We start from the raw sequence: 24,980 nt of genomic DNA on the forward strand, positions 1-24,980 counted from the left end.
GGCGTCAGCCCTTCCCGCCGGGAGGGCCCAGGATCAGCAGCACCGCGAAGACCACCGCGACGACGGCCACGAGGATCAGGCCCAGCATCGCGGGGCGCCGCAGGAAGAACCGCAGCAGGCGGTCGAGCGGGCGCCGGTCGCGCGGATCCTCGCTCTCGTCGAGGCGCCACGCGCCGCGCAGCCGTCCCGTGCGGTGCAGCCAGATCTCGGTCGGCACGGTGGCGTAGGGGATGACCGCGCTGACGATCGCGACCGCGGCCGGGCCGACACCCCAGCGCTGATTCAGCGCCACGAGCACGGCCGTCGCGCCGTAGGCGAGGAAGACGAAGCCGTGGATGCCGCCACCGATCGACACCGCCACCGACAGGTCGGCCGTGGCACGCAGGATCAGGCCGGCGATGAGCAGCGTCCACGAGATCGCCTCGGCGATCGCGAGGGTGCGGAACAGGGTCAGGGGCGTGCGGAACACGTCTCTCCTCGATCGGTCGGGGCTTCCCACCCTACGCAGGGCGCGTGCGCGGCCCCGTTGCTCCGTTCGACGTCGAGACGACCCCGCCGTCGCTCACTCGACCGGCTGGTCGTCGCCGTCCAGGGTCGGGTCGGACCGCTCGCCCTCGGCAGCCGTCGACGTGTCGGGCTCGGGACCGGGCTCGATGGGGCCCTTCTCGCGGTCGGCATCCATTCCTCCACCCCACCAGATGAAGCCGCGGATGCCACGGCCTTGACGCCGCGACGGAGAGCGGGGCACGCACCGTCGGACGCGTAGGCTGGACCGGTGGCGGAATCCCGGGGGCGCGTGTGGACCGGTGTCATCCGGGTCGGACCCCATCGCGGTGACCACCGGGTCGCGGTGCGGGCTGTGCTCAGCGTCGGCATCCCCCTGATCGCTCTTCTGCTGCTGAACCGCCTCGACCTGGCGGTCTACGCCAGCTTCGGCGCGTTCGCCGCCCTCTACGGCCGCACGGACGCTCCGCGGACCCGCGTGCGCATGCAGGCGACGGCGGGGGCGATCCTCGTCGGTTCGATGATCGTGGGCACGGCGCTCTCGGCCCTGTCGACCCCGGCGCTGGTCAGCGTCGCGGTCGTCGCCGTGGTCGCCGCGGTCGTGACGCTCTTCGCCTACCGGGCCCAGTGGCATCCGCCCGGTGCCCTCTTCTCCGTGTTCGCCGCCGGCGCCACCGCCAGCTTCCCGGCGACGGCCTCCACCTTCGCGACCGTCGTCGCGGTCGGCGGGGCCAGCGTGCTGTGGAGCCTCCTCGTCACCGTGGTGTTCGTGCTCGCCCGCCGCGGGTCGTGGGCGCGCCCGACCCGACCGCGACCGCCGATCGGCTCGGTCGCGTGGGAGATGACGGCCACCGTCGGCACCGCGGCCCTGCTCGCGGGCGTCGCGGGGGCCCTGCTGGTCGGCACGCACTGGTACTGGGCGATGGTGGGCGCGGTCGCGGCCGTGGGCGGCGCGCACGTGACGGCCCGTCTGATCCGCGGCGTCCAACGACTCGTCGGCACCCTGCTCGGGGTGCTGATCGCGGCGGGGCTGCTGGCCCTGCACCTCCCGCCGTGGCTCGTCATCGTGGTCGCGGTGGTGCTGCAGGCCGGAGCGGAGCTGTTCGTCGGACGCAACTACGGCATCGCGATGCTCTTCATCACCCCGCTCGCTCTGCTCATGATCTCGCTCGCCTCGCCCGCCTCCCCCGACCTGCTGCTGCGCGACCGCGTGATCGAGACGGTGATCGGCGTCGCGGTCGGTACGGTGGTCGCGATCGTGTCGGCGGGCCTGCGTCGGCGCGCGGCGAGAGGATGACGGCGATGGATGCCACGGCCCCGCGCAGACTCGGACACGACGCCGCCGAGCGGATCAGCGCCGGCTGTTACGGCGCGCTCGTCTCGGCGTCGACGCTCATCGGCCTCAGTGGATCCGACCTCGGAGTCGTCGTTGCGGTGGTCGCCCTGACCAACCTCGTCTACTTCGCGACCCACGTGTTCGCGTACTGCCTCGGCGACACCTCGGCGGAACGCCCGTGGGCGATCTTCCGCCACCATCTCGCGGTGAGCGCGCCGATGGTGTCGGTGACGTTCCTTCCGTTGCTGGTGGTCGTCCTCCTCGTGGCGTTCGGCGTCGACCTGCCCACCGCGCTCCTGTGGGGCGTCGGCGTAGCGATGATGTACCTGGTGGTCGTGGCGACGGCGGGCGCGCGCCTGCGGGGATACTCCCCCGTCGGCGTGGTCCTGACGGCGATCGGGGCCGCACTGGTGTCGGCGCTGCTGATCGTGGCGAAGCTGCTGCTGCACTGACCTCGAAAGGAGCCGCGCATGGCTTCCCCCTCCCTCACCGTCGTCGGCGCGATCAACGTCGACCTCACCGCGCGCGTCGAGCGCGCCCCCGCGGAGGGAGAGACCGTCGCCGACGGCGTGCTGCAGCGCGGCCCGGGCGGCAAGGGCGCGAACCAGGCGGTCGCCGCGGCGCGTCTGGGCGCCGCGGTCCGACTGATCGGCGCGGTGGGCGACGACCTCGACGGGCGCGGCATCCGCGCGCAGCTCGCGGCCGACGGCATCGACGCGTCGGGCGTGCAGACGGTGCGGGCCGCGACCGGGACGGCGTTGATCGTCGTCGACGCGACGGGTGAGAACTCGATCGTGGTGTGCCCGGGAGCCAACGCCGAGATCGACGCATCGCGGCTCGGCATCGAGCCCGACAGCGCGGTCCTGCTCCAGCTCGAGGTCGCGGACGACGTGGTGATCGCCGCCGCGCGGGTGTCGAGCTTCCTCGCCGTCAACGCCGCCCCCGCCCGCCCGCTCCCCCGGTCGGTGATCGACGCATGCGATCTCGTGATCGTCAACGAGACCGAGTACGCCCAGCTCCCCGAGCTGCACGACGCCCAACTGCTGTGCGTGACCCTCGGTGCCGCGGGGGCGCGCCTGTACCGCTACGGCGAGCTCGTGGCATCCGCCCCCGGCGTCCCCGCGACCGTCGTCAACACCGTCGGCGCCGGGGACGCGTTCTGCGCCGCCCTGGTCTGCGGGATCCTGCGCGGTGACGGCGAAGAAGAGGCCCTCGCGCGGGCCTGCGCGGTGGGGGCGGCCGCGGTCGCCGACCCGGCGTCGCAGCCCCGCCTCTCGCACCTCGACACCTACGGAGCGGGCGCATGACCCGCCGCCCGATCCTCGTCGACTGCGACACCGGCATCGACGACGCCCTCGCCCTGGCCTATCTGCTGGCCGAGCCGGCCGTCGAGGTCGTGGGGGTCACGACGGTGTCGGGGAACACGGATGCCGCCCGCGCGGCCGCGAACACGCTCTCGCTGTTCGAGCTCGCCGGGGTGCACGACATCCCCGTCGCCGTGGGTGCGCACGACTTCCGCGAGCGCGCGTACGCAGGAGGCGCTCCGCACGTGCACGGTGACGACGGCGTCGGCGGGATCGCCCTGACCGCCGCCGCGCGGGCCCACGACGCGCGCCCCGCGGTCGAGCTCATCGATCACCTGGCGACGCGGCATCCGGATCTCGTCGTTCTCGCCCTCGGCCCGCTCACGAATCTCGCGGCCTACGCCGAAGCTCCGGGCGTCGCCGCCTTCGACCACCTCGTCGTGATGGGCGGCGCTTTCGCGCACTCGGGGAACGTCACGCCGTGGGCCGAGGCGAACATCCACAACGATCCCGAAGCCGCGGCCCTCGTGTTCGAGCAGGAGTGGGACACCACGCTCGTGCCGCTGGACGTCACGATGACGCAGACGCTCGACGAAGCGGACCTCGTGCGTCTGGCGGCGATCCCCGGCGCCCTTCCGCAGGCGCTCGCCGCGATGCTGCCGCTGTACCTCGACTTCTACGCCGGTCGCGTCTTCCCCGACCGTCGGTGCGCCCTGCACGATCCCCTCGCCGCGATGGTCGCCGCCGGCGTGCTGCGCGGGGTCGGCGTCGCATCAGGGAAGGTCGAGGTGCGGCTCGAGCGCGGCGAACGCGGGCGCACCGTGTCGTCGCGCGGTTCCGAGACGCAGCGCTGGGTGCGCGGCATGGAGGGCTCGGCGGTCGAGCTGCTGCTCGAGCGGCTCGAGGCCCGGGAGTGGCCGGCCTGAACCGACCGCCCCGCGTCATCCGTCCGCGCTCCCCTCTCGGTGCCCGCGCCGACAGCGCGCGTGGTCGGCCGGACCCTCGCTCCCCCTAGCGACCGAGGGGCGCGCCCGCCGCGAACGCTGCCGCCGCGAAACGCTCGCCGATCAGCCGGTGCGTCTCCGTGTCGGGGTGCAGACCGTCCGGCAGCGGATGGGCGACCGCGTCGTCGGCGCCGTACAGCGACAGGCCGTCGAGGTAGTGCAGAGCCGGATCATCCGCCCGTGCGGCGACGACCCCCGCCAGCAGATCGCGCACGACCTCGAGCGTGAGCGCGCCCCGGGCGACCTCGGCGGCCGAACCCGTCGCGACGAACCGGGCGGCCCCGTCGCGCAGGCTGTCGGGATCAAACGCCCCCGGTCCGGGGGTCTTCTCGTGGATGCCGCTGTGGATCGGTGACACCACCAGGAGCGGGGTGTCGGGGTGCCCCTCGCGGATGGTGTCGAGGAAACCGTGGACCGCGGGAACGAACGCGCGGGCGCGCATCGCGTCGGCGTTCACGACGTTGATGCCGAGTTTGACGCTGATGAGGTCGGCATCCTGATCCCGGATCACGCGGGCCAGGAACGGGTCGACCATGGCGCTCCCGCCGAAGCCGAGGTTGCGCAGCTGCACGCCCGCGGCGCGGGCAGCGACGACCGGCCAGATCTCGGTGGGCGCGGCGGCGTTCGAGCCGTGACTGATCGAACTGCCGTGGTGCACCCACACCGGTCGCGGGTCGTCGATGGGGGCGAGCGGGGCATCGGAGTCGAGCGAGACGAGGTCGACCTGCTCGTTGTGCGGCAGCCAGATCTCGACGGTCTTCTCCGCGGGTGCGAGCGCGCCCACCGTCACGACGTCGTCCTCGCCGGGCCGCGGGGTCGCGTCGCCGGTGGACAGGTCGAGCTCGAGGGCGTCGCCGGCCTCGAGCGGCCGTCGCTGCACGAGCACGTCGTCGACGAGGACGTCGACCTGGCCGCGCGCGCGTTCGAGACCCCGGTACGATACCCGCGTCGCGTGCAGGCGCAGGACGATCGCGGTCGCGGTCGTGCGGAAGCGCAGATGGATGCCGGACGGCTGGCGCTCCACCATCGTCAACTGGGCGTCGGCCTCGCGCGACCGGTACGGCAGCGGCAGTCGGTGCAGGCGCAGGCGCGAGCCATGCTCGATCGGTTCGAGCTCGGCGCCGCCGCGGACGAGATCGAGGGTCAGGGGGGTGGTGATCATTTCGCGTCTTTCGTGTGCCAGTGGGCCAGCAGCCCGTCGAGGCGGTCGATGAGCAGTGCCCAGGAGTCGTCGGCCGGTGGGGCGCTGTGCGCGAAGCTGCCGACGTGCTCGAGGTGCAGGAAGCCGTTGAGGAACGACCCCACCAGCCGCGTCGCGTGGACGCGGTCGCTCTCGTCGATGCCGTAGCCGCGCAGGACCGCGGCGAGCGCCCGGCTCGATCGGGCGGCCTCGTCGCTGCGCACGACGGCGTCGGCGGCGCGGCGCTGAAGGCTCTCCCAGCGGCCGGGGTGGGTGCGCGCGTAGTCGCGGTGCGCGTCGCACAGCGCGCGCAGGGCCTCGCGCCCCGACCGCCCGGCGATCGCCTCGCCCGCGCGGTCGGCGAGTTCGCCGAGGGCGAGGATCGTCACCCCGTCACGCAGGGCGGCGAGGTCGCGCACGTGTCCGTACAGACTCGGCGTGCGCACGTCGAGGACGCGGGCGACGGCCGAGAGCGTCACCTCGGTGAGGCCGTGGACATCGGCGAGGTCGGCGGCCGTGACGATGACGGAGCGCGGGGTGAGCGGGGGGCGTTTCATGATGTCATCCTATAGGCAATAGGCAATGAGCTTTACCTCATAGGACGAGTGAACGCCGACGAGAAGAGCCCCGCGCGATTACTCGCGCGGGGCTCTCGATGAAGGTGCGGTCAGAAGTCCCAGTCGTCGTCTTCCGTCGCCTCGGCCTTGCCGATGACGTACGACGAACCCGAGCCACTGAAGAAATCGTGGTTCTCGTCGGCGTTGGGCGACAGGGCCGACAGGATCGCCGGGTTCACGTTCGTGACCGAGGCGGGGAACATCGCCTCGTAGCCGAGGTTCATCAGCGCCTTGTTGGCGTTGTAGTGCAGGAACTTCTTGACGTCCTCGCTCAGTCCGACCGAGTCGTAGAGGCTCTGCGTGTAGCCCACTTCGTTGTCGTAGAGCTCGTACATCAGCGAGAACGTGTAGTCCTTGATGTCCTGGCGCCGCGCCTCGTCGACGGTCTCGAGACCACGCTGGAACTTGTAGCCGATGTAGTAGCCGTGCACGGCCTCGTCGCGGATGATGAGGCGGATCAGGTCGGCCGTGTTGGTGAGCTTCGCTCGGCTCGACCAGTGCATCGGCAGGTAGAAGCCCGAGTAGAACAGGAACGACTCGAGCAGCGTCGAGGCGACCTTGCGCTTGAGCGGGTCGTCGCCACGGTAGTAGTCCATGACGATGCGCGCCTTCTTCTGAAGGAACTCGTTCTCGGTCGACCAGCGGAACGCCTCGTCGATCTCCTTCGTGGAGCACAGCGTCGAGAAGATCGACGAGTAGCTCTTAGCGTGCACCGACTCCATGAACGCGATGTTCGTGTAGACGGCCTCCTCGTGCGGGGTGATCGCGTCGGGGATGAGCGAGACCGCGCCGACCGTGCCCTGGATCGTGTCGAGGAGCGTGAGCCCCGTGAACACGCGCATCGTGAGGGTCTGCTCCTCGGGGGTGAGCGTGTTCCACGACTGGATGTCGTTCGACAGCGGCACCTTCTCGGGCAGCCAGAAGTTGTTCACCAGACGGTTCCAGACCTCGAGGTCCTTGTCGTCCTGGATGCGGTTCCAGTTGATGGCCTGCACGTGGTTCAGCAACTGCAGCTTCTCAGCCATGTCGTTCCTGTGTCCTTGATCGATGGTGGTCAGCGGGTCAGAGCATGCACGAGACGCACTCGGTCATGTCGGTGCCCTCGAGTGCCAGCTGACGCAGACGGATGTAGTAGATGGTCTTGATGCCCTTGCGCCAGGCGTAGATCTGGGCCTTGTTGATGTCGCGCGTGGTGACGGTGTCCTTGAAGAACAGCGTCAGCGACAGTCCCTGGTCGACGTGCTGCGTGGCGGCGGCGTACGTGTCGATGACCTTCTCGTAACCGATCTCGTACGCGTCCTGGTAGTACTCCAGGTTCTCGTTCGTCATGAACGGCGCCGGGTAGTAGACGCGGCCGAGCTTGCCTTCCTTGCGGATCTCGATCTTCGAGGCGATCGGGTGGATCGAGCTCGTCGAGTTGTTGATGTACGAGATCGAACCGGTCGGGGGCACCGCCTGCAGGTTCTGGTTGTAGATGCCGTGGGCCTGCACCGAGGCCTTCAGCTCGCGCCAGTCGTCCTGCGTCGGGATCTGGATGCCGGCGAACAGCTCCTTCGTCTTCTCGGTCGCGGGAGCCCACACCTGGTCGGTGTACTTGTCGAAGAACTCGCCCGACGCGTAGGTGGAGTTCTCGAAGCCGTCGAACGAGGTGCCGCGCTCGATCGCGAGGCGGTTCGAGGCCCGCAGCGCGTGGAACAGCACCGTGTAGAAGTAGATGTTCGTGAAGTCGATGCCCTCTTCGGAGCCGTAGTAGACGTGCTCGCGAGCGAGGTAGCCGTGCAGGTTCATCTGCCCGAGGCCGATGGCGTGCGAACGGTCGTTGCCGTCCTCGATCGAGCGGACCGAGGCGATGTGGCTCTGGTCGCTCACGGCGGTGAGGGCGCGGATCGCGGTCTCGACCGTCAGGCCCAGATCGCGGCCGTCCATCGCCAGGGCGATGTTCATCGAGCCGAGGTTGCAGCTGATGTCTTTGCCGATGTTGTCGTACGAGAGGTCCTCGTTGTACGTAGTCGGCGTGTTGACCTGCAGGATCTCGGAGCACAGGTTCGACATGTTGATGCGTCCGGCGATGGGGTTCGCCTTGTTCACCGTGTCTTCGAACATGATGTACGGGTAACCCGACTCGAACTGGATCTCGGCGAGGGTCTGGAAGAACTCGCGCGCGTTGATCTTCGTCTTCTTGATGCGCGGGTCGTCGACCATCTCGCGATACTTCTCGGTCACCGAGATGTCGCCGAACGGCTTCATGTACACGCGCTCGACGTCGTACGGCGAGAAGAGGTACATGTCCTCGCCGTTCTTGGCGAGCTCGAACGTGATGTCGGGGATGACGACACCCAGCGACAGCGTCTTGATGCGGATCTTCTCATCGGCGTTCTCGCGCTTGGTGTCGAGGAAGCGCAGGATGTCGGGGTGGTGCGCGTTGAGGTACACCGCGCCCGCGCCCTGACGCGCGCCGAGCTGGTTGGCGTAGCTGAAGCTGTCTTCGAGCAGCTTCATGACGGGGATGATGCCCGACGACTGGTTCTCGATCTGCTTGATGGGCGCACCCGACTCACGGATGTTCGACAGCAGCAGGGCCACGCCGCCACCGCGCTTGGACAGCTGCAGGGCGGAGTTGATGCCGCGCGCGATCGACTCCATGTTGTCTTCGATGCGCAGCAGGAAGCACGACACGAGCTCGCCGCGCTGCGCCTTGCCGGCGTTGAGGAACGTGGGGGTCGCGGGCTGGAACCGACCGGAGATGATCTCGTCGACCAGCTGCACCGCGAGGCGCTGGTCGCCGTCGGCGAGGGCGAGGGCGGTCATGACGACGCGGTCCTCGAAACGCTCGAGGTAGCGCTTCCCGTCGAAGGTCTTGAGCGTGTAGCTCGTGTAGTACTTGAACGCGCCGAGGAAGGTCTCGAAGCGGAACTTCGCGCCGTACGCGCGGTCGTTGAGCTCCTGGATGAACTCCATCGAGTACTTCGCGAGCACGGTGGGCTCGTAGTACTCCTTCTCGACGAGGTAGTCGAGGCGCTCCTTGAGCGAGTGGAAGAACACGGTGTTCTGGTTGACGTGCTGCAGGAAGTACTCCCGCGCCGCGCGCTTGTCGGCGTCGAACTGGATCTTGCCGTCGGCGTCGTACAGGTTCAGCATCGCGTTGAGGGCGTGGTAATCCAGCCCCTCGAACCGCGCTTCGGTCTTGAAGTCCACGTCGGTCAGCTCAACTTCCACCATCGTTCCAATCCCTCGGTGACCCGCTCGACATCGTCGGGGGTGCCGAAAACTTCCAGTCGGTATAGATGCGGCACCGCGCACTTGCGCGCGACGATGTCGCCGGCGAGGCAGAAGGCGTCGCCGAAGTTCGTGTTCCCCGCGGAGATGACTCCGCGGATGTTGCGTCGGTTGCGTTCCTCGTTGAGGAAGCGGATGACCTGCTTGGGGACCGCGCCCTTCTCGACGCCCCGGCCGGCACCCCCGCCATAGGTGGGGGTGACCAGCACGAAGGGCTCGTCGATGTGGAGGGGCGGATCGGTCGGCCGCAGCGGGATGCGCACGGCCCGCTTGCCGAGCTTCTCGATGAAACGCGCGGTGTTGCCCGACACGCTCGAGAAGTAGACCAGCAGAGGGGCCTCGGTCGCCGACACGACAGCGCTCATGACGGGGGTCTGAGAGCCTGTCGCCGGATCAGGCGAGGCGCGACGCGAGCTCGTCGATCTTGTCGGGACGGAAGCCCGACCAGTGGTCCTCGTCGGTGATGACGACGGGGGCCTGCAGGTACCCGAGCGACTTGACCTGCTCGAGCGCCGACGGGTCTTCGGACAGGTCGAGCACGTTGTACTCGATGCCCTTCGAGTCGAGTGCGCGGTAGGTCGCGGTGCACTGGACGCAGGACGGCTTGGTGTAGACCGTGATCGCCATGTCGTTCTCTCTCTCCCCTGGAAAATCGTCGTCCGGGCGGGCAGGGCTCGCCGGGACCTCAATACTACATATGGGGACGGACATCGGGAGTAACCACAAGGGGTAGTAGTTACATCCGTGTGATTTTCCACCGTCTCTCCCCATGTACAACACAGGTTGTCCACGATTCCATCCACAGATCGACCCCCTTCCCGGATGTCGTTAACAGGCGCGATTCCGCGGTTGTCGTCGCGGTCGAGCCCATCTGTCCACAGACCGGACGCTAGACGGGGGTTCCGACATTGCACAGGCGGTGGAATTCGTCCTCCGGCGTGTCGCGGCGTGTCGCCGACCGGGCGCACCGTCCGCCCCGTCGAGATCACGCGATCGGCGCGAGAACACCGCATCCGCCGCCCACCCACCGTGTGATCTCGCGCCGATCGTGTGACCTCGCGGCATCCGCTCCCCGACCGCGGCACGGCGCAGCGCGGCACGGCGCAGCGCGCCGCGGCATCCGCGTCGGACCGGCCCCGGCACGACACCGCCCGTCGGCACGGATGTGGGAGGTCGGCTGTAACGTTGACCGGTGGCCGGCTACCGCGAACTCCTTCGAACCCCTGGCGTGGGGCGCATCATCGCCGCGCAGCTGACCGCGCGCTTCCCCAACGGGATGACGAGCCTCGCCGTTCTCCTGCACATCGAGCACGTCACGGGTTCGTACGGCGCCGCGGGCCTCGTGCTGGCCGCCACGAGCATCGGACAGGCCGTGGCGGGTCCCGTCACGAGCCGCTGGATGGGCCGCTGGGGCATGCGCCGGGTACTGACCGTCACGCTCCTGGTGTGCGCGGCGGCGATCGCGACCCTCGCGCTGATCGAGATGCCCCTGCCGCTGTACATGACCCTCGGTCTCGTCGCCGGACTCTCGACCCCGCCGATCCAGTCGGCGGTGCGCACCATCTACCCCAAGATGGTCAACTCGAAGCAGCTGACCCCGCTGTACTCCCTCGACGCCTCCCTGCAGGAGATCATCTGGGTGCTCGCGCCGGTGCTCATCACGCTCGTCGCGACGCAGGTCGGCACGGTCCCCGGGCTGCTGCTGGTGGTCGTCATCCTGCTCGGCGGCGGTGCGTGGTTCATCCTCAGCCCCGAGGTCGGTCGCGTGCGCATCCCGCGCAGCCGCCGCGGCCTGGGGCGCGTGCTCACGAAGCCGCCGGTCATCCTCGCCACCGCCACCGGGTTCCTTCTCATCGGCGCGTGCGCCGCGGTCGAGGCCGGTGTCGTCGCCACCTTCGACCACGGCGGTCTCGAGGCCGGCCTGATCCTGGCGGTCTTCGCGGTGGGCAGCCTGGCCGGCGGGCTCTCGTTCGGTCACATCCCGATCGGCCCGTGGGCCATGGCGCGCCGTCTCGCGATCGTCGCCCTCGGCCTCTCCCTCACGATCGTCTCCCTCAACGCGTGGTGGCTGGGGGCGACCCTGCTCGTCGCGGGCGCCGGCATCGCGCCCGCCCTCGCCGTGATGTTCGCGATGACCTCCGCGAGCGTCCGCTTCAGCGAGACCGCCGAGGCCTACGGCTGGATCAGCACGGGCCAGCTCATCGGCGCCGCCGCGGGGTCGGCCGTCGCGGGGTTCCTCGTCGACGGCATCGGCCCCACCGGCGCGTACATCGCCGCCGCGGCGTTCGCCGTGGCCGGCTTCGTCGTCGCCGCGGTGTTCGTGCGCGGCTTCCCCGACCTGCGCCACCGCGACTCGAGCCCGATCCCCGACACCGAACCCGTCGAGACGATCACCTGACCGGATGCCGGGCACCCCGGCATCCGCTCCCCTTCCGGCCCGTACGCTCCGAGGACGCGTGTCCCGGCGCCGCGGCGCCGGTTCCCGCTCAGTGCGTCCGGCGCAGCAGCTCCAGCACGGCGAGCGCGTAGGCGTCCTCGGGCGAGGGGTGGTCGAAGACGAGGGTCGATCCGCCGACCGAGATCTCGACCTCGTACGTGTCCGAGAGCCGGCGCAGCGAGCGGAAGGTCGAGCGCAGCATCTCGCGCAACTGCAGCTCCGACGGCAGCCACAGCGCTTCCTCGGTCGCGACCGAGTCCAACGCCCACTCGGTGGTGCCGTTGAACGCGAGGATGCGTCCGGTCGGATAATCCCGAGGCTCGACGGTCATGTCGCTGACGGTGAACACGTCGGCCTCGAACTCGGGCTCGTCGAGCTGGAACCGGTCGCCGGAACGCGGATGCCACACCAGACCCGCCTCGCGCAGGGCCAGGGCCATCTCGGTCGAGATCATGGCATCCATTCTGGGGGCGATCGACGGGCGGGGCGTCGCCGCCGCGGCAGGCGCACGGCCGCGATGTCGGTGGGCACGAGCAGAATGGATGCCATGACCTCGTTCGATCCGGCTCGGTACCTGCCCGACGATCTGCTCGCGCGCATCCGCGAGCGCGCGGTGGTGCACGACCGCGAGAACACGTTCCCGCACGACGACCTCGACGACCTGCGTGCGGCGGGGTACCTCGGCATCCTCGTCCCGACGGAGCAGGGCGGAGCGGGGTTGAGCCTGGCCCAGGCCTCGGTGCTGCAGCAGCGCCTGGCCGGAGCCGCGCCCGCGACCGCGCTCGCTATCAACATGCATCTCGTGTGGACGGGCGTGGCCAAGGTGCTCCACGACCGCGGCATCGACGACCTCGCGTTCGTCGCGCAGGGCGCTGCCGCCGGCGAGGTCTTCGCGTTCGGCATCAGCGAGGCCGGCAACGACCTCGTGCTGTTCGGCAGCGACACCACCGCCGAGCCCGACGGCGAGGGCGGGTACCGGTTCACGGGCACGAAGATCTTCACCTCCCTCTCCCCCGCGTGGGACCACCTCGGCGTGCACGGGCTCGACAGCACCTCCGCCGACGGGCCCAAGATGGTGTTCGCGTTCCTCGACCGCGACGACGACGCCGTCGTCGCGCGCGACGACTGGGACACCCTCGGCATGCGCGGGACGCAGAGCCGCACCACCGAGCTGCGCGGGGCGCACGCACCCGCGCATCGCGTGGTGCGGCGGCTCGACCCGGGCCCGCAGCCCGACGCGCTGGTGTTCGGGATCTTCGCGGTGTTCGAGATCCTGCTCGCCTCGGTCTACACCGGCATCGCCCGCCGCGCCCTCGATCTCGCGGTCGAGGCCGCGACCGTGCGTCGGTCGAAGAAGACGGGCGCCGTCTACGCCGACGATCCCGACATCCGCCGCCGTGTGGCGGGCATGGTGCTCGCCTACGACGCCCTTCCTCCGCAGCTCGCCGTGCTCTCGCACGACGTCGACACCCTGGTCGACCACGGGGGACGCTGGTTCTCGCTGCTGGCCGGGGTCAAGCACCGCGCGGTGACGACGGCCAAGTCCGTGGTCGACGACGCCATCCTGGTGGGCGGAGGCTCGTCCTACTTCTCCCGCACCGAGCTGAGCCGGCTGTACCGCGACGTGCTGGCCGGCATGTTCCACCCCTCCGACCCGGAGTCCGCGCACGCGACGGCCGCTGCCGCCTGGCTCGGTCCGGTGACGAGCTGATGGCCCGCACGCCCACGGCCGCGCTGAGCCCGGCCGATCAGGAGCGGCGCCGCGCCCTGCGCATCATGAAGGGCGTGGCCCTCGGCGCGCTCCTCGCGATGGCCCTCGTCTTCGCCGTCTCGTTCCCGCTGCAGCGAGAGGTCGAGTGGCTGCAGTACGTCCGCGCCGCGGCCGAGGGCGGCATGGTGGGGGCGCTCGCCGACTGGTTCGCGGTGACCGCCCTGTTCCGGCATCCGCTCGGCCTGCCCATTCCGCACACCGCGATCATCCCGCGCCGCAAAGACGAGATCGGCCGCCAGTTGGGCGAGTTCGTCGAGACCAACTTCCTCGAGGGCGACGTGGTGCGCGCCAAGCTCGAGTCGACCCCGCTGTCGGCGCGAGCCGGGGCGTGGCTGGCCGATCCCCCGCACGCCGAACGCGTCGCCGCGGAGGGCGCCACGCTCGCGACGAGCGTGCTCACCGCCCTCGACGACGACGACGTGCAGGGCCTGATCGAAGACCTCGCGCGCGAGCACCTGCTCTCCCCCGACTGGGGTCCGTCGATCGGCGGGTGGTTGCAGCGCGTGGTGGGCTCCGGAGCGCACCACGGCGCGGTCGATCTCGCGCTCGACAACATCGCCGTCTGGCTCGGCAACAACCGCGACACCTTCCAGGGACTGGTCTCGCGCCGTCTGCCCTCGTGGGTGCCGAGCATGGCGGCTCGCCTCGTCGACGACACGGTCTATCGCGAAGCGGTGCAGTTCGTCGACGCCGTGCGCGCCGATCCCCGGCATCAGGCGCGCGGCGCGATCGACGGCTATCTCGCCCGCCTCGCCGACAACCTGCAGCACGACCCGGCCACGATGGTGCGGCTCGAAGAGGCCAAGGCCGCCGTCTTCGACAGCCCGCGCGTGCGCCAGCTGGCCGCCGACGCCTGGAACACGGCCAAGGCCGGGCTGCTGCGCTCGCTCGCCGACCCCGACAGCGCCCTGCGCCGCCGCGCGGCCGCCGCGCTGGCCGAGGTGGGCGAGCGCCTGCAGCACGACGAGACGCTTCAGAAGCGGGTCGACGGCTGGGTCACCGATGCGGCCGTGTTCGTCGTCGGCCGCTACCGTCACGACATCGCCTCGATCATCACCGACACCGTGGAACGGTGGGATGCCGAGGAGACGACCGAGAAGATCGAGCTCATGGTTGGCCGCGACCTGCAGTACATCCGCCTGAACGGCACAATCGTGGGGGCGCTGGCGGGACTCGTGATCTTCACGGTCGCGCATTTCGCCTGGGGCTCGTGACGGTCCGTGAACGCACGCGCGGATCGATCCCGCGTCGCACCGCCCGACCACGCGCGACCCTCGGTAGCCTGAGCCTCGTGAGCGACGGTTCGGGGCCGCAGGAGTGCCTCTTCTCCTATGGGACGTTGCAGCTGCCCGACGTGCAGCTCGACACGTTCGGCCGCCTGCTCGAGGGGGCCGAAGATGCGCTCCCGGGCTTCCGCCTCGAGTGGACCGATGTGGGAGACGAGCGGGTCGCCCAGCTCTCGGGCCTCGACAAGCACCCCATCCTCCGCCGCACCGACGACCCCCGCGACCGCGTCTTCGGCCGGGTCCTGCGGCTCACCGCCGATGAGCTCGACGCGGCCGACGAGTACGAGGTCGCGCTGTACCGTCGCGCCGCTGTGACGCTCGCGAGCGGCCTGCGCGCCTGGGTCTACGTGGCCGCATGAGCACTCTGTCCGTCGATCCCCTCTGGCCGCGCGCCGGTGACTGGCCCCCGCCGACCGGAACCGTGGACGCCGTGCTCCTCGGAGTTCCCGCCTGGCGCACCTCTCTGTCGCCCACCGGAGCCGGTGAGACCCCCGCGGCGGTCCGCGCCGCCCTGCGCCGTTTCTCGCCCACCCTGATCGGGCCGCCCGCACTCGATCTCACGGAGGTGCTGCGCGTCGCCGACGCGGGCGACGTCGACGAGCCCGACGGTCGCGACGGAGAGGGGCGCGTGCGTGCGGCGGTCTTGGCGCTCTCCGCGGCCCGACTGATCATCGCCCTCGGCGGCGACAACTCGGCGACCTACGCGGTCGCCCAGGGGCGCGGCGCGCGCGGGCTGATCACGCTCGATGCACACTTCGACCTGCGCGACGGCGAATCCAACGGGTCGCCCGTGCGACGTCTCATCGCCGACGGCCTGGATCCGCGCCGCATCGTGCAGATCGGGATCGCCGACTTCGCCAACTCCGCGGCCTACGCGCGTCGTGCCGCCGAGGCGGGGATCACCGTCATCACCCTCGACGAGCTGCGCCGTCGCGGGATCGACGACGTCATCGCGCACGCCCTGCACGTCGCGGGCGGGGGCTCCGATCCCGCGGCCGGCACCCCGACGCCGGCCGCGACCACGGGGCACGACGCGGGCACCGCCGCAGCGTCCCGCGCCGACGGCGCCGCCGCGGTCGCCGGACTCCCGGCGGACCCCGAGGCCCTCGCGGCCCCCCGTTCGATCGACGGAGACCACGGCGGCATCCACCTCGACATCGACGTCGACGTGTGCGACCGCTCCGTCGCCCCCGGGTGTCCCGCGAGCGTCCCGGGCGGACTCGCCGCGTGGGAGCTGCGCGCCCTGGTGCGCGGCCTCGCTCGAGACCCCGGTGTGACCAGCGCCGACATCGTCGAGGTGGATGCCACGGCCGACACCGACGACGGCCGCACGGTGCGACTGGCCGCCCTGTGCGTTCTGGAACTCCTGGCAGGAAAGGCGGAACGACGATGATCCAACTGGCGCTCGCACGACATGCGAAGTCGGACTGGGCCGACGAGGGCCTCGACGACCACGATCGCCCGCTGAACGACCGTGGTCGTCGCGACGCCCCGGCCGTGGCCCGCGCGGTGCTGCGTGCCGGCGTGCGACCCGAGACCATCGTGTCGAGTACGGCGCTGCGCGCGCGCGAGACCGCCGCGGTGTTCGCGCAGACGTTCGACGCCGCCCTGACCGAGCACGCCGAGCTCTATCTCGCCGAGCCCGACCGACTGCTGGCGACGGCCCGAGCCGCCGGCGGCGACGAGGTCATGGTCGTCGCGCACGACCCCGGCATGAGCGCCCTCGTCTCGCGCCTCGCCGATCGCGACGTCCGCATGGTCACGTGCGCCGTCGCCGTCTTCACGTGGAACGACGGCACCTGGGATGACGTGGACGTCATCGCCCCCGACGAGTTCGAGCTGTTCACGCCGTAGCCCGACGCCGCGCTGAGGGGCGCGCGACCGCCCGAAAAACGACGGCACGCCCTCGGTCGCCCCGGCCGGACGACCCCCGGAACGGGGCCGCCACGCACCGACGCCCCGGCCGCCATGCTCCCCCGGCCGCACGCGTATTCGAAGCGCGACGACCACCCGCCGCCCGCGCCGACCCGGCCGCACCGAGACCCCGGGCCCGCCGCGCCGGGCGCGCCGGCCGCGCACAACCTCGACAATCCGCACAACCTCAGCCCCAACCCGTAAAACCCAGCGGACTTCACGCGAATCACCGACATCCCGCCGACGCCGAAGCACGCCGGAGCACGCCCCCGCCCCGCCCCGCCGTACCCCGCCCCGCCGCGCCCCGCCGCGACCTCAGACCTCGACGCCGTCCTTCCACACCCGCCGCACGAGCGGAACGCCGGGCCGGTAGGCCAGATGCACGCGGCTGGGCGCCTCGAGCAGCACGAGGTCGGCCCGCGCTCCCGGGGCGATGCGTCCGACGTCGGTGCGCCGCAGGGCGCGCGCTCCCCCGGCCGTCGCCGCCCACACGGCCTCGGCCGGTGTCATCCCCATCTCGCGCACCGCGAGGGCGATCATGAGCGGCATCGAACTGGTGAAGCTCGAGCCGGGGTTGCAGTCGCTCGCCAGGGCCACGGTCACTCCCGCTTCGAGCAGACGCCGCGCGTCGGGGTAGGGCTGGCGCGTCGAGAACTCGACGCCCGGCAGCAGGGTCGCGACGGTGGTGGACGCGGCGAGCGCCGACACGTCGTCGTCGGTCAAGTAGGTGCAGTGGTCGACGGCCGCGGCCCCCGATGCGACCGCGAGGGCCACCCCGTCGCCGTAGCCGAGCTGGTTCCCGTGCACCCGGATGCCGAGCCCCCGCGCGCGACCCGCGTCGAGCACGCGCCGGGACTGGTCGGCTGTGAACGCCCCGTCTTCGCAGAACACGTCGATCCAGCGCGCGAAGGGAGCCGCAGCCTCGAGCATCGCGCCGGTGACGAGGGCGACGTAGTCGTCGGGCCGTCCCGCGAACTCGGCAGGGACGACGTGCGCGCCGAGGAAGGTCACCTCGTCGGTCACCTCCGCCGCGAGGCGCGCCAGCCGTGTCTCGGTCTCGACGTCGAGGCCGTAGCCGGTCTTGATCTCGAGCGTCGTGGTGCCCTGCGCGCGGCACTCGTCGACGAGCGCGCGCAGGCGCCGGCGGAGGTCGTCGTCGGAGGCGGCGCGCGTGGCCGACACGGTGGTGCGGATGCCGCCGGCGGCATACGACCGTCCGGCCATCCGCGCGGCGAATTCGTCCGCGCGGTCTCCCGCGAACACGAGGTGCGAGTGGCTGTCGACGAAGCCCGGGACGACGGCGCGACCGGCGGCGTCCACGACGGGGAGGCCGTCGCGACCGGGACGATGCGCGCTCGAGGTGGCGGCATCCGTCGTTCCGACCCAGGCGACGCGTCCCGCGTGCACGCGCACCGCGGCGTCGCGGATCGTGCCGCACGGGTCGCCCGCGTCGGCGACGTTCGTGGTCAGTTCGGCGATGGCGGTCAGCCAGAAGGAGTCCGTCGCGGGCGCGCCCGCCACCTCCGTGCCTCCCGCCGCCTCCGCGCCGCTCACCACCTCCGCGCCGCTCCCCGCACCGGCCCCGCTCACCACATCGGCACCGTCAGTCCACGCTCGGCCGCCACCTCGCGGGCGCGGTCGTACCCCGCGTCCACGTGTCGCATGACGCCGGTGCCGGGGTCGTTCACCAGCACGCGCGCGAGCTTCTCGGCGGCGAGGTCCGACCCGTCGGCCACGCACACCTGCCCGGCGTGGATGCTGCGACCGATGCCGACGCCCCCGCCGTGGTGGATCGACACCCACGACGCCCCGCTCGCGGTGTTGAGCAGCGCGTTCAGCAGCGGCCAGTCGGCGATCGCGTCCGACCCGTCGGCCATGGCCTCGGTCTCGCGGTAGGGGGAGGCGACGGATCCCGCGTCGAGGTGGTCTCGACCGATCACGATCGGCCCCGACAGCTCGCCCGAGGCGACCATCTCGTTGAACTTCAGCCCCGCGAGGTGGCGCTCCTGGTAACCGAGCCAGCAGATGCGCGCCGGCAACCCCTCGAAGTGCACCTGCTCGCCCGCCTTCTCGAGCCAGCGGTGCAGGGCCGTGTCGTGCGGGAAGAGTTCGGCCACCGCCCGATCGGTCTTGGCGATGTCCTCGGGGTCTCCCGACAGCGCGACCCAGCGGAACGGTCCCTTCCCCTCGGCGAAGAGCGGGCGGATGTACGCCGGCACGAACCCCGGGAAGGCGAACGCGCGGTCGTAGCCGCCGAGCTCCGCCTCGCGGCGGATCGAGTTGCCGTAGTCGAACACCGCGGCTCCGGCATCCTGGAATCCGACCATCGCCCGCACGTGAGCGGCCATGCTCTCGCGCGCGCGGCGGGTGAAGTCCTCGGGGTCCCGGGCGGCCTCGGCCTTCCAGCGATCGACGGCGACGCCGACGGGCAGGTACGACAGCGGGTCGTGCGCGCTCGTCTGATCGGTGACGATGTCGATGGGGATGCCGCGGGCGAGCAGTTCCGGGAAGATCTCGGCCGCGTTCCCCTCGACGCCGACCGAGAGGGCCTCACCCGCGTCGCGGGCGGCGCTCACCCGGGTGATCGCGGCGTCGAGGTCGTCGGCGACCTCGTCGAGGTAGCCGTGCGCCACGCGCCGGTCGAGACGAGCGCGGTCGACGTCGACGATGAGCACGGCGCCGCCGTTCATCGTCACGGCGAGCGGCTGGGCGCCGCCCATGCCGCCGCAGCCGGCGGTGAGGGTGAGAGTGCCCTCGAGGGACTCCCGCCCGAGCGAGCGCGCCACGGCCGCGAAGGTCTCGTAGGTGCCCTGCAGGATGCCCTGCGTGCCGATATAGATCCACGAGCCCGCGGTCATCTGCCCGTACATCGTGAGCCCGAGGTCTTCGAGCCGGCGGAACTCGGGCCACGTCGCCCAGTCGCCGACGAGGTTCGAGTTCGCGATGAGCACGCGCGGCGCCCACTCGTGCGTGCGGAAGACGCCGACGGGCTTCCCCGACTGCACGAGCAGCGTCTCGTCGGGTTCGAGGTCGTCGAGCGTGCGCACGATCGCGTCGTAGGCCGCCCACGACCGGGCAGCCCGCCCGGTTCCGCCGTAGACGACGAGGTCATCGGGGCGCTCGGCCACCTCGGGATCGAGGTTGTTCATGAGCATCCGCTTGGCGGCTTCCGCCCCCCAGCTCTTCGCGGAGCGGGCGGCGCCGCGGGGCGCGTGGATCGCAGAGCGGCGAGCGGATGCGGCGGCCTCGGCTCCGGACTCGGCCCCGGCCTCGCCGCGCGACGGCGTCGCAGAATCCGGGGTCGACGCGGGGAGGGTGGTGTCGGTCATGGCGTGATCTCCTTCGATCGGACGGAACGGACGGGGGTCAGCCGCGGGAGGCGACGAGCTCGGTCGCGGCCTGCTCGGTCGCTGCGCGCGCGATCGCGCCCGAGGCGACGAGGTCGGCGACCGCCTCGATCTCGGGCGAGACGAAGCGGTCGGGGCCGAGGCCCTCGACGCGGCCGCGGACGACGTCGCGCACCGCCCCGGTGGCCGCCGCGGGCTGCAGGGGCGCGCGCAGGTCGAGGGCGCGGCATCCGGTGAGCACCTCGATCGCGAGGACGCGGGCGAGGCCGTCGATCGCGCGCCGGAGCTTGCGGGCGCCGGCCCATCCCATCGACACGTGATCCTCCTGCATCGCGCTCGAGGGGATCGAGTCGACCGAGGCCGGAACCGCGAGACGCTTGAGCTCCGACACGATCCCCGCCGCCGCGTACTGGGCGATCATCAGGCCGGAATCCACGCCCACCTCGTCGGCGAGGAAGGGCGGCAGTCCGTTGCTGCGCGCCACGTCGAGCGCGCGGTCGGTGCGCCGCTCCGACATCGACGCCACGTCGGCCACGGCGATCGCGAGGAAGTCGAGCACGTACGCGACGGGTGCGCCGTGGAAGTTGCCGTTCGACTCGACGCGTCCGTCGACCGTGACGACGGGGTTGTCGACGGCGGATGCCAGCTCGCGCTCGGCGACCTGCGCGGCGTGGGCCATCGTGTCGCGCGCGGCTCCGTGCACCTGCGGGGTGCAGCGCAGCGAGTAGGCGTCCTGAACGCGCGTGCACTCCGGGCCGCGGTGACTCGCCACGATCGGGGAGCCGGCGAGGAAGGAGCGCAGGTTCGCGGCGGACGCGGCCTGTCCGAGTTGCGGGCGGAGCGCCATGAGATCGGCCGCGAAGACGGCATCCGTCCCGAGCTGCGACTCGATCGAGATCGCCGCCGCGACGTCGGCGGTGGTGAGCAGCATCTCGAGGTCGTGCAGGGCGAGCAGCAGCATGCCGAGCATGCCGTCGGTGCCGTTGATGAGGGCGAGGCCCTCCTTCTCGCGCAGCGCGACGGGCGCGATGCCCGCCGCGGCGAGGGCGTCGGCGGCCGGGAGCGCTCGCCCCGCGGCGTCGCGCACCTCCCCCTCGCCCATCACGGCGAGCGCGACGTGCGACAGCGGCGCGAGATCGCCCGAGCAGCCGAGCGAGCCGTACTCGCGCACGACCGGGGTGATCCCGGCGTTCAGCAGGCCCGCGTAGGTCTCGACGACGACGGGGCGCACGCCCGTGCGGCCGGTCGCGAGGGTCTGCAGGCGCAGCAGCATGAGGGCGCGCACGACCTCGCGCTCGACCTCGGCACCGGTTCCCGCGGCGTGCGAGCGGATGAGGCTCGCCTGCAGCTGGGCGCGCCGGTCTTCGGCGATGAAGGTGGTCGCAAGCGCCCCGAAGCCGGTCGAGATGCCGTAGTGCGGCTGCGGGTCGTCGGCAAGACCCTCGATGAGCGCCCGGGTGTCGGCCACGCGCTGCAGGGCGTCGGCGTCGACGACCACGCGCGCGTCGTGGCGCGCGACCTGGACGACCTCGCGCGGGGTGAGGGGGGTGGATCCGACGGTGACGCTCGTGTGCATGAGGCGATTCCACCGCGTCCGCTGTCGCGGAACGACGGGGTTCTGGCATCCTGTGTCTGTCATGCCAGACAATCTCCGCCCGCAGGTCCCCGCCGCCGATCAGACGCTGCGGATCCTCTCGCTGCTCGCGCGTCAACCCGGCCCGATGGCTGCGCAGACGATGGCGACGACCCTCGGCATCCCCCGCTCGAGCGTGTACCACCTGCTCTCCACCCTCGAGCAGCACGGGTACGTCGTGCACCTGCCCGGAGATCGCCGGTGGGGCCTGGGCACGGCGGCGTTCGAGCTCGGCGGCGGCTACGCCCGGCAGCAGCCGCTCGCCCGCCTCGGCCGACCGCTGCTCGCCGCCCTGTCGGATCGCGTCGGCGAGAGCGCGCACCTCGCCGTGCTCGCCGGTCGCGACGTGCTGTACATCGTCGAGGAGCGCGCGCCCCGCCGCCCCGCGCTCGTGACCGACGTGGGCGTGCGCCTGCCCGCGCACCTCACCGCCACGGGTCGGGCGATGCTCGCCGCGCTCCCCCGCGAGCAGGTGCGCGCGCTCTTCCCGGATGCCACCGCCCTCACCCAGCGCCACGGCCTGGGCCCCGCGACCCCGCGCGCGCTGCGCGAGGTGCTCCGGGAGGTGCGCGCGGCCGGCTACGCGAGCGAGAACGGCGAGGTCACCCCCGGATTCCGCTCCGTCGCCGCGGCGGTGCTCGACCACGCCGGCTGGCCCGCCGCGGCCGTGGCGATCACGTGGCCGGCCGACGGACCGCCGCACGATGCCGCGGCGCTGGCGTCCGCGGCATCCGCCACCGCCGCCGAGCTCGCCCGCCGCATCGGCCGCCCCGCCTGATCCGGGCCGACCGCCCTGCCGTTCCCGCCGAATGTCCGCAACACCCGGACGGTCGTCAGGTCCGCCCGGGTGTTTTGGACAGTCAGCGGTGGTTCTCGTCCACCCGCACCCGAGCGCCGTGCCTCAGCGCACGACGAGCCGCGGTTCCACGAGCACGTGCGCGGCGCCGGCGGTCGCGGCGCGCGGGGCAACGACCGTCCCGTCTCCCATGAGCAGTTCGAGCACCCCGGATGCCACCCGCTCGGGCAGCTGCTCGACACTCGACAGTCCGAGGGCCTCGGCCGCCGGGGTGTTGTCGAAGCCCACGATGCGCACGTCGGTGCGCCGGGCCAAGGCCGTGGCCAGGTGCGCGCCGATCGCGAGGGAGTCGCTCGCGCACACGATGGCGTCGACGTCGGATCGAGTCGCGAGCTCCGCCGCGACGGCGTCGCGAGCGAGGGAGACGCTGTCTTCGACGACCCAGCGCGGTCCGCGCGCGGCTCCGACGCTCTCGCGCCACCCGCGTTCGCGCTCGTCGCCCGTCCCCGAGCCCTCGGGCCAGCCGAGGAAGGCGACGCGCCGCGCCCCGTCGACCTCGAGCAGGTGGGTGGTCGCCGCCCGCGTCCCGGCGGCGCCGTCGACGTCGACCCACAGGTGCGCGGGGGCTTCGACGTCGTCCTCGCCCCACGGTCGACCGAACGACACGAACGGCAGACCCCGCGCGTTCAGCCACCCGGTGCGGGGGTCGCCGTGGAAGGTTCCGGTGATGACGACGGCATCCACTTCTCCCCCCTCCAGCAGGTCGGAGAGCCGGTCGATCTCCTCTTCGGCGGTGCGCGCGGCGTAGAGCAGCACGCGCATGTCGCGCTCGCCCGCGCTCTCGGTGAGGGCGTGGACGAAGCGGTCGAGCACGACCCCGGCGATGCCTCCCGCGTAGGGATCGAGGTGGATGCCGATGGTGGAGCTGCGGCGCGTGCGCAGGCGCCGCGCGGCGGCGTGCGGGCGGTAGCCGAGCTCGGCGATCGCGGCCTCCACGCGCAGCCGCGTGGTCTCGCGCACGATGTCGGGGGTGTTGACGACGTTCGATACGGTCTGGCGGGAGACCCCCGCCACGCGGGCGACGTCGTCGACGGTGGGCGCTTTCATCATCGCCGTCCTCCCCTCTCCGCGATCCGGGTCCCTTACCGCGGGCGCCTGCGTGCGCGGCGCGGTGCGCGCCCTCGCGGTCTCGTCAGCCTAAAGGGTCGGCGCCGCGACGGCTTGACACGTGGCCCCGCCGTTCCTTACCTTTGTCGAACCGTCATTTGAACGTTCAAAAAGACGGCCCTCCGAGCACCCGGAGGGGTCGCATGCCTCATCGAAGGAGAGAGACACATGACACGGCACCCTGTCCGCCTCTGGCTCACCGCCGGCGCCCTACTCGCCACCGGAGCCCTCACGCTCACCGCCTGCGGCTCGGGCTTCAACGACACCCCGGGCGAAGGCCAGGCCTCGGGCGGCGGCAAGCTCACCCTGCTGATCGGCTCCTCGGGCGACGCCGAGACCCAGGCCGTCACCGACGCCGTCGCCGCGTGGAGCGAGCAGTCGGGCGTCGAAGCCGAGGTCCAGACCGCCAACGACCTCCCCCAGCAGCTCTCGCAGGGCTTCGCCGCGGGCTCCCCGCCGGACCTGTTCTACCTCGCCCCCGAGGCCCTCGCCGGCTACGCCGCGAACGGCTCGATCCAGGCGTACGGCGACGACCTGTCGAACAAGAGCGACTTCTACCCCTCGCTCGTCGACAACTTCACCGTCGACGGTCAGTTCTTCTGCGCCCCCAAGGACTTCTCCACGCTCGCGCTGATCATCAACACCGACCTGTGGGCGGCGGCGGGACTCACGGATGCCGACATCCCCACGACGTGGGACCAGTTGGCATCCGTCGCCCAGAAGCTCACCACCGACGGCCGCGTGGGCCTGGCGTTCGGCGCCGAGTACCAGCGCGTGGGCGCGTTCATGGCCCAGGCCGGCGGCGGACTCGTCACCGACGGCAAGGCCACCGCCGACAGCGCCGCCAACGTCGAGGCGCTCGACTACGTCAAGACGCACCTCAACGACGGCACCTTCGCCTTCGCCTCCGACGTGGGCGCGGGTTGGGGCGGCGAGGCGTTCGGCACCCAGAAGGCCGCGATGGTCATCGAGGGCAACTGGATCTCGGGCGCGATGTCGGCCGACTACCCCACCGTGAAGTACCAGGTCGCCGAGCTCCCCGCGGGCCCCGGCGGCAAGGGCACGCTGCAGTTCACCAACTGCTGGGGCATGGCCGCCGACAGCGGCAACCAGGAGCAGGCCCGCTCTCTCGTGGAGTACCTGACCGGCACCGACCAGCAGCTGGCCTTCTCGAAGGCGTTCGGCCCGATGCCCTCGATCCAGTCGGCCGCCGACGCCTGGTCGACCGCCAACCCCGACAAGACCGCGTTCCTCGCCGGCGCCGACTACGCGCAGTTCCCGCCGAACATGGCCGGTGCCGCCGATGTCATCACCGACTTCAACGCGCAGCTGGAGTCGCTGAAGACCGGCGACCCGCAGGCGCTGCTGAAGACGGCGCAGTCCAACCTCGAGGCGATCGTCAAGTAAG

The 24,980-nt window shown here is 71.5% G+C and carries 24 protein-coding genes; 12 read left to right on the forward strand and 12 right to left on the reverse strand.

Translation table 11 applies throughout. The annotated features are described in order from the left end of the window. Positions 1–4: 4 nt before the first annotated feature. Positions 5–469: a DUF3817 domain-containing protein gene (locus FB047_RS07285; protein WP_136586546.1), complete on the reverse strand. Its 465-nt coding sequence runs from the start codon at positions 467–469 to the stop codon at positions 5–7. A gap of 306 nt (positions 470–775) precedes the next feature. Here FB047_RS07285 and FB047_RS07290 point away from each other — a divergent pair, with 306 nt between their 5' ends. Genes FB047_RS07290 through FB047_RS07305 form a run of 4 tightly spaced genes read left to right on the forward strand, consistent with a single transcriptional unit; the run spans position 776 to position 4,070 of the window. Beyond that, entirely contained in the window at positions 776–1,801 is a 1,026-nt protein-coding gene (locus FB047_RS07290; protein WP_136586547.1) for an FUSC family protein, read from the forward strand. A gap of 5 nt (positions 1,802–1,806) precedes the next feature. Next, the gene (locus tag FB047_RS07295) at positions 1,807–2,292 is read left to right on the forward strand and encodes a hypothetical protein (RefSeq protein ID WP_136586548.1); all 486 of its coding nucleotides are present in this window, start codon (positions 1,807–1,809) and stop codon (positions 2,290–2,292) included. A gap of 18 nt (positions 2,293–2,310) precedes the next feature. Further along, the gene (locus tag FB047_RS07300) at positions 2,311–3,147 is read left to right on the forward strand and encodes a PfkB family carbohydrate kinase (protein ID WP_136586549.1); all 837 of its coding nucleotides are present in this window, start codon (positions 2,311–2,313) and stop codon (positions 3,145–3,147) included. Continuing rightward, the gene (locus FB047_RS07305) at positions 3,144–4,070 is read left to right on the forward strand and encodes a nucleoside hydrolase (protein WP_136586550.1); all 927 of its coding nucleotides are present in this window, start codon (positions 3,144–3,146) and stop codon (positions 4,068–4,070) included. Before FB047_RS07300 ends, FB047_RS07305 begins: the two co-directional genes overlap by 4 nt. Before the next feature lie 85 nt (positions 4,071–4,155). Here FB047_RS07305 and FB047_RS07310 read toward each other — a convergent pair whose 3' ends face one another. The 6 genes from FB047_RS07310 to nrdH form a co-directional block, all read right to left on the reverse strand. Next, on the reverse strand, positions 4,156–5,310 hold the full coding sequence (locus FB047_RS07310; protein ID WP_136586551.1) for a GDSL-type esterase/lipase family protein: 1,155 nt from the start codon (positions 5,308–5,310) through the stop codon (positions 4,156–4,158). After that, a complete protein-coding gene (locus FB047_RS07315) occupies positions 5,307–5,885 on the reverse strand; it encodes a TetR/AcrR family transcriptional regulator (RefSeq protein WP_136586552.1) in 579 nt (192 codons plus the stop codon). Before FB047_RS07315 ends, FB047_RS07310 begins: the two co-directional genes overlap by 4 nt. A 110-nt stretch (positions 5,886–5,995) precedes the next feature. Continuing rightward, complete coding sequence (nrdF, locus tag FB047_RS07320; RefSeq protein ID WP_076676657.1) at positions 5,996–6,970, reverse strand: class 1b ribonucleoside-diphosphate reductase subunit beta; 975 nt, start codon at positions 6,968–6,970, stop codon at positions 5,996–5,998. Between the two features lie 37 nt (positions 6,971–7,007). Then, on the reverse strand, positions 7,008–9,164 hold the full coding sequence (gene nrdE / locus FB047_RS07325) for a class 1b ribonucleoside-diphosphate reductase subunit alpha (RefSeq protein WP_136586553.1): 2,157 nt from the start codon (positions 9,162–9,164) through the stop codon (positions 7,008–7,010). Then, the gene (gene nrdI, locus FB047_RS07330) at positions 9,146–9,586 is read right to left on the reverse strand and encodes a class Ib ribonucleoside-diphosphate reductase assembly flavoprotein NrdI (protein ID WP_136586554.1); all 441 of its coding nucleotides are present in this window, start codon (positions 9,584–9,586) and stop codon (positions 9,146–9,148) included. Before nrdI ends, nrdE begins: the two co-directional genes overlap by 19 nt. 28 nt (positions 9,587–9,614) lie before the next feature. Then, complete coding sequence (gene nrdH, locus FB047_RS07335; RefSeq protein WP_055838040.1) at positions 9,615–9,848, reverse strand: glutaredoxin-like protein NrdH; 234 nt, start codon at positions 9,846–9,848, stop codon at positions 9,615–9,617. A 565-nt stretch (positions 9,849–10,413) separates the two neighbouring features. On the opposite strand from nrdH, the gene FB047_RS07340 reads away from it, so the two are divergent. After that, the gene (locus FB047_RS07340; RefSeq protein ID WP_136586555.1) at positions 10,414–11,619 is read left to right on the forward strand and encodes an MFS transporter; all 1,206 of its coding nucleotides are present in this window, start codon (positions 10,414–10,416) and stop codon (positions 11,617–11,619) included. 88 nt (positions 11,620–11,707) lie between these two features. Here FB047_RS07340 and FB047_RS07345 read toward each other — a convergent pair whose 3' ends face one another. Further along, positions 11,708–12,112, reverse strand: a complete 405-nt coding sequence (locus tag FB047_RS07345) for a pilus assembly protein CpaE (RefSeq protein WP_136586556.1) — start codon at positions 12,110–12,112, stop codon at positions 11,708–11,710. Positions 12,113–12,205: 93 nt separating this feature from the next. Between FB047_RS07345 and FB047_RS07350 the strand changes: the two genes are divergently transcribed. From FB047_RS07350 to FB047_RS07370, 5 genes are all read left to right on the forward strand, one after another. Further along, positions 12,206–13,369, forward strand: coding sequence for an acyl-CoA dehydrogenase family protein (locus FB047_RS07350; protein WP_136586557.1), 1,164 nt, complete (start codon positions 12,206–12,208; stop codon positions 13,367–13,369). Continuing rightward, on the forward strand, positions 13,369–14,643 hold the full coding sequence (locus tag FB047_RS07355; protein ID WP_136586558.1) for a DUF445 domain-containing protein: 1,275 nt from the start codon (positions 13,369–13,371) through the stop codon (positions 14,641–14,643). Before FB047_RS07350 ends, FB047_RS07355 begins: the two co-directional genes overlap by 1 nt. Positions 14,644–14,720: 77 nt before the next feature. After that, complete coding sequence (locus tag FB047_RS07360) at positions 14,721–15,074, forward strand: gamma-glutamylcyclotransferase family protein (RefSeq protein ID WP_136586559.1); 354 nt, start codon at positions 14,721–14,723, stop codon at positions 15,072–15,074. Next, positions 15,071–16,108 (forward strand): arginase family protein, encoded by a 1,038-nt coding sequence (locus tag FB047_RS07365; RefSeq protein WP_136586560.1) that lies wholly within the window; start codon positions 15,071–15,073, stop codon positions 16,106–16,108. The genes FB047_RS07360 and FB047_RS07365 overlap by 4 nt, the downstream gene beginning before the upstream one ends. Beyond that, a complete protein-coding gene (locus FB047_RS07370) occupies positions 16,105–16,569 on the forward strand; it encodes a SixA phosphatase family protein (protein ID WP_136586561.1) in 465 nt (154 codons plus the stop codon). The genes FB047_RS07365 and FB047_RS07370 overlap by 4 nt, the downstream gene beginning before the upstream one ends. A 375-nt stretch (positions 16,570–16,944) precedes the next feature. Here the strand turns inward: FB047_RS07370 and hutI are convergent, their stop codons facing one another. The 3 genes from hutI to hutH form a co-directional block, all read right to left on the reverse strand. Continuing rightward, positions 16,945–18,150 carry an imidazolonepropionase gene (hutI, locus tag FB047_RS07375; RefSeq protein WP_420812646.1) on the reverse strand — a complete coding sequence of 402 codons (1,206 nt, stop codon included), beginning with the start codon at positions 18,148–18,150 and terminating at the stop codon, positions 16,945–16,947. Between the two features lie 65 nt (positions 18,151–18,215). Then, positions 18,216–19,958, reverse strand: a complete 1,743-nt coding sequence (gene hutU / locus FB047_RS07380; RefSeq protein WP_136586562.1) for a urocanate hydratase — start codon at positions 19,956–19,958, stop codon at positions 18,216–18,218. Between the two features lie 37 nt (positions 19,959–19,995). Further along, positions 19,996–21,552 (reverse strand): histidine ammonia-lyase, encoded by a 1,557-nt coding sequence (gene hutH, locus FB047_RS07385; RefSeq protein WP_136586869.1) that lies wholly within the window; start codon positions 21,550–21,552, stop codon positions 19,996–19,998. 61 nt (positions 21,553–21,613) lie between these two features. Here hutH and FB047_RS07390 point away from each other — a divergent pair, with 61 nt between their 5' ends. Next, the gene (locus tag FB047_RS07390; RefSeq protein WP_136586563.1) at positions 21,614–22,387 is read left to right on the forward strand and encodes an IclR family transcriptional regulator; all 774 of its coding nucleotides are present in this window, start codon (positions 21,614–21,616) and stop codon (positions 22,385–22,387) included. Positions 22,388–22,510: 123 nt separating this feature from the next. Here FB047_RS07390 and FB047_RS07395 read toward each other — a convergent pair whose 3' ends face one another. Next, a complete protein-coding gene (locus FB047_RS07395; protein ID WP_136586564.1) occupies positions 22,511–23,515 on the reverse strand; it encodes a LacI family DNA-binding transcriptional regulator in 1,005 nt (334 codons plus the stop codon). A gap of 225 nt (positions 23,516–23,740) precedes the next feature. Here FB047_RS07395 and FB047_RS07400 point away from each other — a divergent pair, with 225 nt between their 5' ends. Then, complete coding sequence (locus tag FB047_RS07400; RefSeq protein WP_136586565.1) at positions 23,741–24,979, forward strand: sugar ABC transporter substrate-binding protein; 1,239 nt, start codon at positions 23,741–23,743, stop codon at positions 24,977–24,979. Position 24,980: the final 1 nt, after the last annotated feature.

The organism is Microbacterium hydrothermale, from assembly GCF_004854025.1.
Classification (GTDB): domain Bacteria; phylum Actinomycetota; class Actinomycetes; order Actinomycetales; family Microbacteriaceae; genus Microbacterium; species Microbacterium hydrothermale.

What these genes read in the sequence shown, in the direction of transcription:
- FB047_RS07295 (WP_136586548.1), top strand. Translation starts at nt 1,807, where the DNA reads ATGGATGCCACGGCCCCGCGCAGACTCGGACACGACGCCGCCGAGCGG.
- FB047_RS07300 (WP_136586549.1), top strand. Translation starts at nt 2,311, where the DNA reads ATGGCTTCCCCCTCCCTCACCGTCGTCGGCGCGATCAACGTCGACCTC.
- FB047_RS07305 (WP_136586550.1), top strand. Translation starts at nt 3,144, where the DNA reads ATGACCCGCCGCCCGATCCTCGTCGACTGCGACACCGGCATCGACGAC.
- FB047_RS07310 (WP_136586551.1), bottom strand. Translation starts at nt 5,310, where the DNA reads ATGATCACCACCCCCCTGACCCTCGATCTCGTCCGCGGCGGCGCCGAG.
- FB047_RS07315 (WP_136586552.1), bottom strand. Translation starts at nt 5,885, where the DNA reads ATGAAACGCCCCCCGCTCACCCCGCGCTCCGTCATCGTCACGGCCGCC.
- nrdF (WP_076676657.1), bottom strand. Translation starts at nt 6,970, where the DNA reads ATGGCTGAGAAGCTGCAGTTGCTGAACCACGTGCAGGCCATCAACTGG.
- nrdE (WP_136586553.1), bottom strand. Translation starts at nt 9,164, where the DNA reads ATGGTGGAAGTTGAGCTGACCGACGTGGACTTCAAGACCGAAGCGCGG.
- nrdI (WP_136586554.1), bottom strand. Translation starts at nt 9,586, where the DNA reads ATGAGCGCTGTCGTGTCGGCGACCGAGGCCCCTCTGCTGGTCTACTTC.
- nrdH (WP_055838040.1), bottom strand. Translation starts at nt 9,848, where the DNA reads ATGGCGATCACGGTCTACACCAAGCCGTCCTGCGTCCAGTGCACCGCG.
- FB047_RS07345 (WP_136586556.1), bottom strand. Translation starts at nt 12,112, where the DNA reads ATGATCTCGACCGAGATGGCCCTGGCCCTGCGCGAGGCGGGTCTGGTG.
- FB047_RS07350 (WP_136586557.1), top strand. Translation starts at nt 12,206, where the DNA reads ATGACCTCGTTCGATCCGGCTCGGTACCTGCCCGACGATCTGCTCGCG.
- FB047_RS07355 (WP_136586558.1), top strand. Translation starts at nt 13,369, where the DNA reads ATGGCCCGCACGCCCACGGCCGCGCTGAGCCCGGCCGATCAGGAGCGG.
- FB047_RS07365 (WP_136586560.1), top strand. Translation starts at nt 15,071, where the DNA reads ATGAGCACTCTGTCCGTCGATCCCCTCTGGCCGCGCGCCGGTGACTGG.
- FB047_RS07370 (WP_136586561.1), top strand. Translation starts at nt 16,105, where the DNA reads ATGATCCAACTGGCGCTCGCACGACATGCGAAGTCGGACTGGGCCGAC.
- hutU (WP_136586562.1), bottom strand. Translation starts at nt 19,958, where the DNA reads ATGACCGACACCACCCTCCCCGCGTCGACCCCGGATTCTGCGACGCCG.
- hutH (WP_136586869.1), bottom strand. Translation starts at nt 21,552, where the DNA reads ATGCACACGAGCGTCACCGTCGGATCCACCCCCCTCACCCCGCGCGAG.
- FB047_RS07390 (WP_136586563.1), top strand. Translation starts at nt 21,614, where the DNA reads ATGCCAGACAATCTCCGCCCGCAGGTCCCCGCCGCCGATCAGACGCTG.
- FB047_RS07395 (WP_136586564.1), bottom strand. Translation starts at nt 23,515, where the DNA reads ATGATGAAAGCGCCCACCGTCGACGACGTCGCCCGCGTGGCGGGGGTC.
- FB047_RS07400 (WP_136586565.1), top strand. Translation starts at nt 23,741, where the DNA reads ATGACACGGCACCCTGTCCGCCTCTGGCTCACCGCCGGCGCCCTACTC.